We start from the raw sequence: 11,895 nt of genomic DNA, 5'->3' as shown, positions 1-11,895 counted from the left end.
GCGTGGAATCTGGAGGTGCGGCATGCGGCTGCGGAAGGAACCGGCTATTCAGGTCAAGTCGCCTGAGCAGATTGACCGCATGCATGCGGCCGGCCAGGTCGTCGCGCGGACGCTGACGGTGCTCAAGGAGGCCGTGCGGCCGGGGATCAGCACGGCCGAGCTTGACTCGATCGCCGAGCGCGAGATCCGGGCGGCCGGGGCCGTGCCGTCGTTCCTCGGCTACTTCGGCTTTCCCGCTTCGATCTGCACGTCGCTCAACGAGCAGGTGGTGCACGGCATCCCGAGCTGGGATCAGGTGCTGCGGACCGGCGACGTGATCTCCATCGACTGCGGCGCCATTCTCGACGGATGGCACGGGGACTCCGCCCTGTCCCTCGGCGTGGGTGAGATCGATCCCGCCGACCAGGCGCTGCTCGACGCCTGCCAGGCATCGATGTGGGCCGGGATAGCTCAGGCGGTCCCCGGCGGCCGCCTGAGCGACATCTCGCACGCGGTCGAGCGGTCGGTGCGCGCCTCAGGCAGCTACGGGCTGATCCAGGAGTACACCGGCCATGGCATCGGGACGGAAATGCACATGGACCCGGCCGTCCGCAACTACGGGCCACCCGGGCAGGGGCCGCGGCTGCGGGCGGGGATGGCGCTGGCGATCGAGCCGATGATCACCCGCGGCAGCCGGCACGTCGCCGAGCTTGACGATGGGTGGACCGTCGTATCCGTGGACGGGTCGCGTTCGGCGCACTTCGAGCACACGGTGGCCATCACCCCCGAGGGTCCGTGGGTACTGACGGCACGCGAAGAGGAAAAATCAGAAACAGGCCATTCCGAACGGGTGCGGCTGACTCTGCGGGGGCCCGCCGTTTCTGTCACCGATGGCGGGCCCGATGCCGGGTGACCCGCGGCTGCGTGCCTCCGACGCGGACCGCGACCGGACGGCCGCGCTGCTGCGCGAGCATCATGCGGTTGGCAGGCTGACCGGCGAGGAGTTCGAGGAGCGGCTCGGCAAGGTGTTCGCCGCGCGGACGCTCGGCGAACTCGACGCGCTGCTCGCCGACCTGCCCGCTATCGACCTGTACCAGCTTCCCTCGGCAGGCATCCGCCCGGCGCCGCCCGGCGCGGTGCGCCGCCGCGGCGGCCCCGGGCTGAACAGGCGCGGCGATGGCCCGCCGCTGCAACGGATCACCTCCTGGCTGACCTGGACGGCTGCCAGCGGGCTGCTGCTGATCATCTGGCTCGGTGTCGGCATCGTCGCGGGCGGCGCGGCCTGGCTGCCGTGGTTTCTGCTCATCGTCATTCCGTGGGCGCTCACCATCGCCAGGCGTCCGCCGGGCCAACTCTGAGCGCGGAAGTCCGAGAGGCGTGTCAGCGGGCCTGACCTTGGCATGAAGATCCCCGACGATCCCTACCAGGTAGCAGCGGGTTACCCTTAGTGCACCTGACGGCGGGGGGTCGTGATGGCTCGTTCCAATCCCGGGACGACAGTAGAAAACGAGTTTGAGCGCGTACTGCACGATCGCTTGCTGCGAACGGTGTTCCAGCCGATCGTCAGGGTCGAGTCGGGGAAGGTGGCCGGGTACGAGGGCTTGATCCGTGGCCCGGCGGGGTCCATCTTGGAGTCGCCGGACGCGCTGATCAACGAGGCATACCGGCAGAACCGCGTCGCGGAGCTCGACTGGATCGCGCGCGCCTCGGCGAGCCGAGCCGCTCTTGCCGCCCGCCTGGCACCGAACGATCTGCTGTTCCTCAACATCGAGCCGGTGGCACTGACTTCGCACTGCCCGCCGGATCTTTGGCCGGATATCGAGGAAGCGTTCCGCAAGTTCCGTATCGTCCTGGAGATCACCGAACGGTCGCTGGACCACGATCCGCGTACCCTGCTCGAAGGCATCGCCCGGCAACGGCCGACCATCACCGGCCTGGCCCTCGACGATGTCGGCGCGGATGTCCGGGCAATGTCCTTGCTTCCGGTAGTCCGGCCAGACGTCATCAAGCTCGACTTGAAGGTGACCCAGGGTACCCCGAGCCCGGAGGCGATGACGGTCCTCCACCTTGCCTACGAGGAGGTCGAGCGAACGGGCGCCACCATCCTCGCCGAAGGCGTCGAAACCAAGCAGCACGACGAGGTGGTCCGCGCGTTCGGGGCTCCGCTGGCGCAGGGGTGGCTCTACGGGAAACCGACCGACGATCCCACGCCCGCCGAAGAACACGAGGCCCACATGTCGATCCGGTCCGAGTTGGGACTAGAGGACGTGCGCTCGCCGTTTGAGGTGCTGGGCGGCCAGCAGATCAGTCGCGCGCCCCGTGACCTGGTGCGCTGCCTGGCTGATGAGGTCTTCCGTCACGGGCAGCATCTCCAGCCTCCCGCACTCCTGCTCGTGCTCGTCCCCGACCCCCAAGTGCTAACGAAGGACCACCTGCGCGCTTTGAGCGAGATGGCCCGCCGCCAGGTAATGACCGGCGTAATCGGCGTGGGCATGCCGCCTGAGCCCGCGCCCGGCGTGCGGGGTTCACAACCACACGACCCGGCGCTAGACGGGCAGTACGCGATCATCGCGGTCAGCCCAAGCACAGCCGTGGCGGTGGTGGCGCGACAGACACATACGACCCAACCCGACTTTTACTTCGGCCTAATCCACGACCGCCCGCGGATCACGACCGCCGCCCGCTGCCTGCTGCGGCAGCTAGGACCTCAGCCTGCCAGCGGCTGACGGTGTCCGCTGACGGCGGGCGGCGGGCGGCCGGGAAGGCAGCAGCGTCAGAGGAAGTGCGCCGACTGGCTGTCACTGGACGGCGTCGCTGGCGGGGTCGGCGAGTCCGTGGGGTCCGCGGACCCGCTGGGCGCGGGGGTCGGCGCGGGGCTCGACGGGCCGGTCGGCGACGGGGTGGCGCCAGGCGGCGCGGAGCCCGTCGGCGACGGGCTGCCAGAGTCGGTCGGCGTCGGCTGAGCCGTGATCGTCGTTGTCGGTGACGGCATCGAGGTCAGTGTCGGCGACGGGCTTGGGCCACCGATGATCGTGGCACCAGTGGTGTGCTTGGCGCGCGGCACCCACAGGGCGGCGCCCGGCACGCGGAAGCCCGCGATGAGCACCACGCCGCGGTAGTGGTGCGCGGCCGCGGTCTTGGCCGGGACAACGAACGACGCCTGGTAGGCGGCGCCGAGCGCCCGACTGTTCACCCGGGTCCAGTTGCCCGCGACGAGTTCCTCGAGCACCGCCATATCGCCGGGACGTGCGGCACGCGCGATGACGATCAGGTGGTCGTTGACCTTGCCCGCGACGAGCTTGAGCCGGACGCGCGCGCCGACCGTCACCCTGACCCCGGTGCTGTGCGAGCTGCCAGGGCCGGACACCCGGAACGCGGAGGTCGTCGTCAGTCGTGGTGTCAGCAGGCGGAATCCGCCGTGCGGACCTGTCTTGCCGCTGGCCGCGAGCCGCCACGTGGTCGATCCCGCGGGGCGCTCGAGCAGCTTGACCCTGATCCCGGCGGCGGCGTGCCCGTGCTGGGTGACCCGCCCGGTGAACACGTCGACCGCGTAGGCGGGGACGTGCACGCGGGCCGCGAACAGGGTGAGCGCGAGGTGCCCGCCGGCCGTTGGCGAGGGTGTCGCGGACGTGCTGGCCGGGCACGGGCAGCCGGCCCCCTGCGGACCGCTGCCCGGAGTGCTCGCCTGGCCGGTGGCAGTGGCGGTGCGGTGCGCGTGGCCAGGGTTGGCCGGCTGCTGCTGAATGTCCGGCACGCCGAGCGGCGCGAACATGGTGTGCGCGATCTGCTGCACGGGAGCGGGCAGCGCCTGCGCGTAGGCCGCGGCGGTCACCCCGGCGAGCGCGGCGGCTCCGGCGGCCAGGACGGCGGCGAGCCTGGCGGGCAGCAGGCTGAGCGGGCTGCGCCGGGGGGCGCGGCGCGGCGACTGGCTGGCCGCGCGGAACGCGGCGAGCGCAGCATCGCGGCCCGCGAGCTCTGCGGGATCGCCGTCCGTGGTCAGCGCCATGATGAGACGGTCGAGGCCAGGTTCGCGAGGCATGCTCACTGGTCCACCCTCTCTATCTGGTGAATGCGCGGATCATCGGACAGGGCGCGCAGTCCGCGGTGGAGCGCGACCCGGACCGCGCCGGGAGACTTGCGCAGCAGTTTGGCGACGGCCTCGGTGTCCAGCCCGGCGATTACTCGCAGCGCGACTACCTCGGCCTGGTCCTTGGACAGCCCGGCGACCAAGGCGATGGCCTGCCGGGTTGACAGCCGGTGAAGCACCTCTTCCTCTACTGAACCTGCGGGTGTCGCCGCCGGCGGCATCGCCTCGGCGGTCAGTACCTTGTCACGGAATCGCGTGCGTGACCTGGCGGCGTCGACGGCCCGGTGCCTGCCGATGGTGAACAGCCAGGCCCGGAACTCATCCGCGCCGCCCTTCTTGAACTTCGGCAGGTCGCGGACCACCTGGAGCCAGGTCTCTCCGGCCACGTCGTCGACGTCATCGCAGCCGATGACCTGCAGGTAGCGGAGGAGCCGTGGCTGCAGGGCCTCCCAGAGCACCAGGAAGCCGGTCTCGTCGCCGCACCTGGCGCGGACGAGCGCATCGTCGAACGCGGTCCCGCCCGCTTCGGTCACCATCGCGTCAGCATGCTCCCACATTCGCCGCCCCGAATGCTGACATATCCCGTCTACGCCGCCTTCGCGCGCGGACAGTACGGCCGGCGGACCCGGCTCAGTGAGCCAGGCCCGCCGGCGTGTCCCCGCGCTGCGGAGGGTGGTGCCGTACGTTAGCTGTTGACCGTGACCGTCACCGGGGCGCTGTGCGCGGCCGCCAGCTTCGGCGAGCCGAAGAACACGAGCTCGAAGGTGACCGAGCCGACCGGCGGCTTGCGTACGAAGGACACCCCGCCCTTCGGGCCGGTGACGTTCACCGAGACCTTGTCCCAGTGCTTGGTGGTCGCGTTCCAGCGGTAGAGGTAAACGAGCCGCTTCGGCAGCGCCGTGGTCCCGGCGGTCAGGTCACCGCTGATCGTGGTGGTGCTTCCCACCTTGATGGTGCTCGGGTTCGCGGCGATGGTCAGCTGGGTCGCGGTCTTAGCCGGCCTGACGTGGATGGTCACCACGCCGCTGTGGCTGCCGGCAAGCGTCTTGTTGCCGGGGAAGACGAGCTCGAACCTGCTGGTGACGGAGGGCTTGACGGTGAACCGGACCCAGCCGTTCTTGCCGGTCAGGTTGGCCTTCTCCAGCACCCACTTCTTCAGCTTGACGTTGTACCGCTTCAGCTCAACAGTCTTCTTGGCGGTCGACGACTTGTCGGCGGCCCTGAGCGCGCCGCTGACCGTGTCCGTCTGCCCGGCCGTGATGGTGGACCTGCCCGCCACGATGGACAGGGTGGTGTGGGTCTTCGCCGTCGCGCCGGCGGCGCCGGCCGTGCCGACTGCCGTGCCGACCGCGGTCGCCGCGATGGCCGCGCCGACCAGGATCCGCGTGAGGGTTGAACGCATGATCTGCCTTCCGTCAGCCCCGTGCATCCGTGCCCGGGTTTACATGCCGACAGCGCACGACTGCCGAGATTCGTTACTCGCCCAGCTCACAGAGCCTGTGGCGGGCCGGATCGCGTTATCGGGTACACTTGATATGCGGATGCATCCATTCAGCCGCGCGATCCCCTGCTTGGCGTGGAGCGCCTAGTTCCACAGGGGGAATAGGTCGCGCGGTCTTGGTGTTGTGCAGCCGGTTCGCGTTCGTGGGATGGGTACAGTAGACTCTGCTGCGGCCCGTCGGCTGGCTTTCCGTCAGGTGCCGTGCTCCTTGAGAGGCACGGTGACCACGGGGGAGTGCGTCACGTTCAGCCCAGCGCTTCTCGCCTGGGCTGCTGCGGACAGCGGCGATACCAAACCATGACTACGCAGAATGAATCGCGGAGGATATGCCCAAGAAAGACGGCGCCATCGAGATCGAGGGCACGGTGGTCGAGACGTTGCCGAACGCCTTCTTCCGAGTGGAGCTGGACAACGGGCACAAGGTACTCGCCCACATCAGCGGGAAGATGCGGATGCACTACATCCGTATCCTGCCGGATGACCGGGTGGTCGTTGAGCTCAGTCCTTATGACCTGAGCCGCGGTCGCATCGTCTACCGGTACAAGTAAGGGCACCTGTCCGGGCACGTTCCCGGAGCCCAGCAAAGAGGAGAAGTTTGCCGTGAAGGTCAAGCCGAGCGTCAAGAAGATCTGCAGCAAGTGCAGGATCATCCGTCGCCACGGCCGCGTCATGGTGATCTGCTCGGACCCCCGGCACAAGCAGCGCCAGGGCTAAGCAGCGCCAGTCGCGCCTGTTTACTACTGACAACCGAATAAGCGAAGCAATACGCGCACCGCGCGCGGCCGCTGCTCCCTGCGGGGCAGCGCCGTCACCCCCGGTTGGAGGCCGGGGCCGCCTCGGGCAGGGGCGGGAGCGGGGCGGAGGACCTCCACCACACGAAGGAGAACTGCCCAAGATGGCACGTCTCTCTGGCGTCGACCTGCCGCGTGAGAAGCGGCTTGAGATCGCGCTGACATATATCTACGGCATCGGCCGCACCCGGGCCACCGAGACTCTCTCGGCAACCGGCGTGAGCGGCGACATCCGGGTTCACGCTCTCGGCGACGACGACCTGCAGAAGCTACGCGAATGGATCGACGCCAACTACCAGGTCGAGGGTGACCTCCGCCGCGAGGTGGCCGCCGACATCCGGCGCAAGATCGAGATCGGCTGCTACCAGGGCATCAGGCACCGCAGGGGGCTTCCGGTGCACGGTCAGCGGACGCAGACCAACGCGCGCACCCGTAAGGGCAAGAAGAAGACCGTCGCCGGCAAGAAGAAGGTCGGGAAGAAGTAGTAGTCCCCTTCGGGATCGATCACCTCCTAAGGAATCAGGAAGCAGATGCCGCCTCGCAAGAGCAGCCAGCAGGGCGCAGCCAAGAAGGTGCGCCGCAAGGAGCGGAAGAACGTAGCTCACGGGCACGCCCACATCCGGTCTACGTTCAACAACACCATCGTCTCGATCACCGACCCGACAGGGAACGTGATCTCGTGGGCGTCCTCAGGGCAGGTTGGGTTCAAGGGTTCGCGCAAGTCGACCCCGTACGCCGCCCAGCAGGCCGCGGAGGCCGCGGCGCGCCGTGCCATGGAGCACGGGATGCGCAAGGTCGACGTCTTCGTCAAGGGGCCGGGCTCCGGCCGGGAGACCGCCATCCGGTCACTGCAGGCGACCGGCCTTGAGGTCGGCTCGATCCAGGACGTAACCCCCGTTCCGCACAATGGCTGCCGCCCGCCGAAGCGCCGGCGCGTCTGAGGAGACATAGACAGATGGCTCGTTACACCGGGGCGGACTGCAAGCTGTGCCGCCGTGAGAAGGTCAAGCTTTTCCTCAAGGGCGCCAAGTGCGACTCGCCGAAGTGCCCGATCGAGATCCGTCCCTACCCGCCGGGTGAGCACGGCCGGATCCGCCAGAAGGACAGCGAGTACCTGCTGCAGATCCGCGAGAAGCAGAAGGCTCGCCGCATCTACGGGGTGCTCGAGAAGCAGTTCCACGGCTACTACGTCGAGGCCACCCACAAGTCCGGCCGTACCGGCGAGGCGCTGCTCCAGATCCTGGAGAGCCGTCTCGACAACGTGGTCTACCGCGCCGGCTTCGCCAAGAGCCGAGACATGGCCCGGCAGCTAGTTGGGCACGGCCACATCCTGGTCAACGGCCGCCGGGTGGACATCCCGTCCTACCGGGTGAGCGAGAACGACGTCATCGAGGTCACGGCCAAGTCGCTTGAGCTGACCCCGATGGTCGTCGCCCGCGCGGAGGCCGGCGAGCGCACCGTCCCGGCGTGGCTTGAGGTCATGCCCGACCAAATGCGCATCCTCGTCCACTCGCTCCCGGCCCGGGCTCAGATCGACACCCTGGTCCAAGAGCAGCTCATCGTCGAGTACTACTCCAAGTAGTCGGCAAAACGGCGGGGCGACAGCCGCCCTGCCGCCGTTCGCCGGTCATATAGCGGTCCGGCGGAAAGGAAAGTGTCATGCTCATCGCACAGCGCCCCTCCCTGGGGGAGGAGCAGGTCGGCGACTACCGGTCGAAGTTCACGATCGAGCCGCTGGAGCCAGGCTTCGGCTACACGATCGGCAACTCGATCCGGCGGACCCTGCTGTCTTCCATTCCGGGGGCAGCGGTCACCTCGATCCGCATCGAGGGCGTCCTGCACGAGTTCACCACGGTGCCCGGGGTCAAGGAGGATGTCACCGACGTCATCCTCAACCTCAAGCAGCTTGTCGTCTCCTCCGAGCACGACGAGCCGGTCGTCATGTACCTGCGCAAGCAGGGCCCTGGCGCGGTCACCGCGGCGGACATCGCGCCGCCCGCGGGCGTCGAGGTGCACAACCCCGAGCTGCACATCGCCACGCTCAACAGCAAGGGCAAGCTGGAGATGGAACTCACGGTCGAGCGCGGCCGCGGTTACGTCTCCGCGACGCAGAACAAGCAGCCGGGCCAGGAGATCGGCCGGATTCCGATCGACTCCATCTACTCGCCGGTGCTCCGCGTGACCTACAAGGTAGAGGCCACCCGAGTCGAGCAGCGCACCGACTTCGACCGGCTCATCCTCGACGTCGAGACCAAGCCGTGCATGCGTCCGCGGGACGCCGTAGCCAGTGCGGGCAAGACGCTGACCGAGCTGTTCGGCCTGGCTCGCGAGCTCAATGTCGACGCCGAGGGCATCGACATCGGCCCGTCGCCGAGTGACGCCGCGCTAGCGCAGGACCTGGCACTGCCGATCGAGGACCTCAACCTCACGGTCCGGTCTTACAACTGCCTCAAGCGCGAGGGCATCCACACCGTGGGTGAGCTCGTCGCCCGCAGCGAGCAGGACCTGCTCGACATCCGCAACTTCGGCGCCAAGTCGATCGAGGAAGTCAAGCAGAAGCTGGTCGACATGGGCCTGGCGCTCAAGGACTCGCCGCCCGGGTTCGACCCGAGCAGCGCCGTCGACTCCTTCGCCGGAGACGACGACGAGAGCTACGTCGAGACCGAGCAGTACTAGATCAATCAGTTAGACCCTGGCGCTAGCCGGGGGGAACAAGGGGCTTGTCCCCCCGGAAGACACGAAAGAGGGTTTCAATGCCCACGCCTACCAAGGGTGCCCGGATGGGGGGCAGCCCGGCTCACCAGAGGCACATGCTGGCGAACCTGGCTAGCTCTCTGTTCGAGCACGGGAAGATCACCACGACCGAGGCTCGTGCACGCCGCCTGCGCCCGTACGCGGAGAAGTTGATCACCCTCGCCAAGCGCGGCGACCTGCACGCCCGTCGGCAAGCGGAGACGGTGATTCTGCCTAATCACCGGAGTGCGGGATCGGGTGACCGCATCGTGCACACCCTGTTCGCCGAGATCGGCCCGGCCATGGCAGAGCGTCCAGGCGGGTACACGCGGATCACCAAGATTGGTCCCCGCAAGGGCGACGCCGCCCCGATGGCGGTCATCGAGCTGGTCAGGGAAGAGGCTGGCACCAGCAAGCCTCGCCGGCGCACTCGCCGCGCGGCCGCCCCGGCCGCGTCCGCCGCCCCGGCGGAGGCGGTCGAGGAGACCACCGACTCGGCCGCCGAGGCCGAGGAGGCCGAGGTCGTCGACACCGAGACCGCTGAGGTCGAGGACAGCGCGGCCGAGGAGACCGAGGCCGACGACGCCGAGGACACCGAGGACACCGAGGCGGACGCCGAGGCTGAGCCGGAGAAGTAACAGCTCCGTCTTGTGGCTGACGAGTACGGGCAGCTCGCGGTTGACACCGCGGCTGCCCGTTTTCGTCTTTCCTGTGAGGAGGTTGCCCTGGTGGCCGGCTCGGACGTGGTGCGGGTCAGGGTTGATCTCGCCTATGACGGCGGCGGGTTCTCCGGGTGGGCGGCGCAGCCGGAACGCAGGACCGTTGAGGGGGTGCTCTCCGAGGCGCTCGGCCACGTGCTGCGGCTGCCCGAAGCGGCCCGGCTGACCGTGGCGGGGCGGACCGACGCCGGAGTGCACGCGCGCGGGCAGGTGGCGCACGCCGACGTGCCGTCATATGCCTGGGCGGCGCACGCAGACGCGGCGCTGCGCCGGCTGTCGCGGGCACTGCCGCCCGACGTGCGGGTGCGCGCGATAGCGCAGGCGCCCGACGGATTCGACGCGCGGTTCTCCGCGCTGTGGCGACGGTACGCCTACCGGATCTGCGACGATCCGGCCCGCGCGGATCCGCTGCGGCGGCACGACACGCTGTGGAATCCGCGGCCGCTCGACCTTGCCGCGATGAACGAGGCCGCCACGGCGTTGACCGGCGAGCACGACTTCGCCTCGTTCTGCCGCAAGCGGGAGGGCGCGACCACCGTGCGGGCGCTGCGCAGGCTCGACTGGGAGCGTGGCCCGGACGGTGTGGCCACCGGCCGGGTGATCGCGGACGCCTTCTGCCACAACATGGTCCGCGCCCTCGTCGGCGCGCTGCTCCCGGTCGGTGAGGGCAGCCGTCCAACGTCCTGGCCGGCCGAGGTGCTCGCCGCCGGGGCCAGGGATCCGGCCGTCCGCGTCGTGCCGCCGCACGGCCTGTCGCTCGAAGAGGTCGGCTACCCGCCGCCGGATCAGCTGGCGGACAGGGCAGCCCTCACCCGGCGGGTTCGGACCGCGGACGCACCGGGCGAGGGCGATGCCGACGGCTTAGGCGGCGTTCTCCGTGCTGTTGTAGGCGATGACCTGGAACGAGCCGGACTTAGTGAGCCACTTTTCTGCCCTGGTGGCCGGGTTGAACCAGACGAGCTGGCCGCCCAGGCCATCGCAGCCGCGCTGCCAGACGAGGAGCCGTGACGTGGTCGCGGTGACCACCACCGGGCTGTCGGTGGCGCCGGGGACGGTGACCCGGGTGACTGAGCCGTTCTTCGCCTGCTTGTTGAGCTCGAGCGTGCCGCAGGCGCCGAGGGACTGCAGGTACAGGCCGGATGACAGTTTCCAGGCGCCGATGTCGCCGAGGTCGAATCCTGTCTTGCGGACGGGGGTCAGGGCGACTGGCCTTGCGCCGTTGGCCGGCGTCAGCCACAGCTGCGGCCCGAAGCCGGTCTTCGGCATGCACTCCAGGAGAAGGGTGCTCTTGGTCCACCAGCGAACGGGGGAGCAGCCATATCTCGTATCCGCGCCTGGCACTGGCAGCTTCTTCAGCACCCCTCCTGCGTTGCTGATGAGATGCACGCCGTTCGCCGCGCCCACCGCGATCTCCGTCCCGTCCACCGAGTACACGGACGGGGGAAGGCCGAAGCCGCCGAGGTACTTGATGCTCTCCGTGACCAGCTTCTTCACCAGCCCGCCAGCCTGGGTGTAGCGGGCGATCGTGACGCTGTTGCCGCCGCTAACGTAGCCGCCGAGTATCTGCTGCCCGGTCGGTCGCGTGAAGCCGATGGGCGAGGCCTTGCCGAACGTGACGACGGTGGTCTTTCCCGTCCGCAGGTTCATCTCGCCCCACTCGGCAATGGGCCCGGTCTTGGCAGAGACGAGCTGGAACAGCGCCTCGGTCTTGCTGCCCGCCCACGCGATCAGCACTGGCGGTGCCTGCGTTGCCTTCCACATGTGCAAGGCGTATTTCGTGCCGGCCGGGCTGACCAGGTACAGCGTGGTCGGCGCCTTCTTAGTCCCTGGCGCCTTCGAGTACATGTCAAGGACCCAGCCCGGCCCAACGGACGCCCACGGCACGCTCGCCGCTGCCGTGGTCGCCTGCGTCCCCGCCGACGCGACCGCCGTACCGATGGCTCCCCCGCCGAGCACAACCGACGCGCTTATCCCGGCGATCATCGCGGCCCTGGTGCGCCGCCTTACGCTGCTGAACATCGAGCACCCCTTCGCTAAGCCCCTGTAGCGTCTCTTTGGACACCGTTGTCGCCGCGATGGTTGCGC

At 68.9% G+C, this 11,895-nt stretch carries 14 protein-coding genes and 1 pseudogene; 11 read left to right on the top strand and 4 right to left on the bottom strand.

Translation table 11 applies throughout. The annotated features are described in order from the left end of the window. Positions 1-22 precede the first annotated feature (22 nt). From map to EAS64_RS08360, 3 genes are all read left to right on the top strand, one after another. Entirely contained in the window at positions 23-892 is an 870-nt protein-coding gene (gene map, locus EAS64_RS08370) for a type I methionyl aminopeptidase (RefSeq protein ID WP_145852094.1), read from the top strand. Beyond that, a complete protein-coding gene (locus EAS64_RS08365; RefSeq protein ID WP_187365765.1) occupies positions 882-1,337 on the top strand; it encodes a DUF1707 SHOCT-like domain-containing protein in 456 nt (151 codons plus the stop codon). Before map ends, EAS64_RS08365 begins: the two co-directional genes overlap by 11 nt. Before the next feature lie 114 nt (positions 1,338-1,451). Continuing rightward, on the top strand, positions 1,452-2,705 hold the full coding sequence (locus EAS64_RS08360; protein WP_246115588.1) for an EAL domain-containing protein: 1,254 nt from the start codon (positions 1,452-1,454) through the stop codon (positions 2,703-2,705). Between the two features lie 47 nt (positions 2,706-2,752). On the opposite strand, the gene EAS64_RS43405 is transcribed toward EAS64_RS08360, so the two are convergent. The 3 genes from EAS64_RS43405 to EAS64_RS08345 form a co-directional block, all read right to left on the bottom strand. Beyond that, positions 2,753-4,018, bottom strand: a complete 1,266-nt coding sequence (locus EAS64_RS43405) for a hypothetical protein (RefSeq protein WP_187365764.1) — start codon at positions 4,016-4,018, stop codon at positions 2,753-2,755. 2 nt (positions 4,019-4,020) lie between these two features. Further along, the gene (locus EAS64_RS08350) at positions 4,021-4,602 is read right to left on the bottom strand and encodes an RNA polymerase sigma factor (RefSeq protein ID WP_187365763.1); all 582 of its coding nucleotides are present in this window, start codon (positions 4,600-4,602) and stop codon (positions 4,021-4,023) included. Between the two features lie 149 nt (positions 4,603-4,751). Next, entirely contained in the window at positions 4,752-5,468 is a 717-nt protein-coding gene (locus tag EAS64_RS08345) for a hypothetical protein (protein WP_145852087.1), read from the bottom strand. Between the two features lie 425 nt (positions 5,469-5,893). Here EAS64_RS08345 and infA point away from each other — a divergent pair, with 425 nt between their 5' ends. The 8 genes and pseudogenes from infA to truA all read left to right on the top strand — a co-directional run. Further along, positions 5,894-6,115 carry a translation initiation factor IF-1 gene (gene infA / locus EAS64_RS08340; protein ID WP_145852085.1) on the top strand — a complete coding sequence of 74 codons (222 nt, stop codon included), beginning with the start codon at positions 5,894-5,896 and terminating at the stop codon, positions 6,113-6,115. A gap of 52 nt (positions 6,116-6,167) precedes the next feature. After that, a complete protein-coding gene (gene rpmJ, locus EAS64_RS08335) occupies positions 6,168-6,281 on the top strand; it encodes a 50S ribosomal protein L36 (protein ID WP_145852083.1) in 114 nt (37 codons plus the stop codon). A 181-nt stretch (positions 6,282-6,462) separates the two neighbouring features. Further along, complete coding sequence (rpsM, locus tag EAS64_RS08330) at positions 6,463-6,843, top strand: 30S ribosomal protein S13 (protein ID WP_145852081.1); 381 nt, start codon at positions 6,463-6,465, stop codon at positions 6,841-6,843. A gap of 45 nt (positions 6,844-6,888) precedes the next feature. Beyond that, the gene (gene rpsK, locus EAS64_RS08325; protein WP_145852079.1) at positions 6,889-7,299 is read left to right on the top strand and encodes a 30S ribosomal protein S11; all 411 of its coding nucleotides are present in this window, start codon (positions 6,889-6,891) and stop codon (positions 7,297-7,299) included. 14 nt (positions 7,300-7,313) lie between these two features. Further along, positions 7,314-7,940: a 30S ribosomal protein S4 gene (gene rpsD, locus EAS64_RS08320; RefSeq protein WP_145852077.1), complete on the top strand. Its 627-nt coding sequence runs from the start codon at positions 7,314-7,316 to the stop codon at positions 7,938-7,940. A 77-nt stretch (positions 7,941-8,017) separates the two neighbouring features. Further along, entirely contained in the window at positions 8,018-9,034 is a 1,017-nt protein-coding gene (locus EAS64_RS08315) for a DNA-directed RNA polymerase subunit alpha (protein WP_145852075.1), read from the top strand. 77 nt (positions 9,035-9,111) lie between these two features. Continuing rightward, positions 9,112-9,729, top strand: a complete 618-nt coding sequence (gene rplQ / locus EAS64_RS08310) for a 50S ribosomal protein L17 (protein ID WP_145852073.1) — start codon at positions 9,112-9,114, stop codon at positions 9,727-9,729. A gap of 105 nt (positions 9,730-9,834) precedes the next feature. Then, positions 9,835-10,644: pseudogene (gene truA / locus EAS64_RS08305) on the top strand (tRNA pseudouridine(38-40) synthase TruA); the annotation flags it as partial. A gap of 27 nt (positions 10,645-10,671) precedes the next feature. On the opposite strand, the gene EAS64_RS47940 reads toward truA, so the two are convergent. After that, positions 10,672-11,829: a hypothetical protein gene (locus EAS64_RS47940; protein WP_246115565.1), complete on the bottom strand. Its 1,158-nt coding sequence runs from the start codon at positions 11,827-11,829 to the stop codon at positions 10,672-10,674. Positions 11,830-11,895: the final 66 nt, after the last annotated feature.

Origin of the sequence: Trebonia kvetii (genome assembly GCF_007827045.1) — a bacterium.
GTDB lineage: Bacteria > Actinomycetota > Actinomycetes > Streptosporangiales > Streptosporangiaceae > Trebonia > Trebonia kvetii.
Note: the sequence above shows the minus strand (reverse complement) of the source record. Positions and strands in the feature narration are given on the sequence as shown.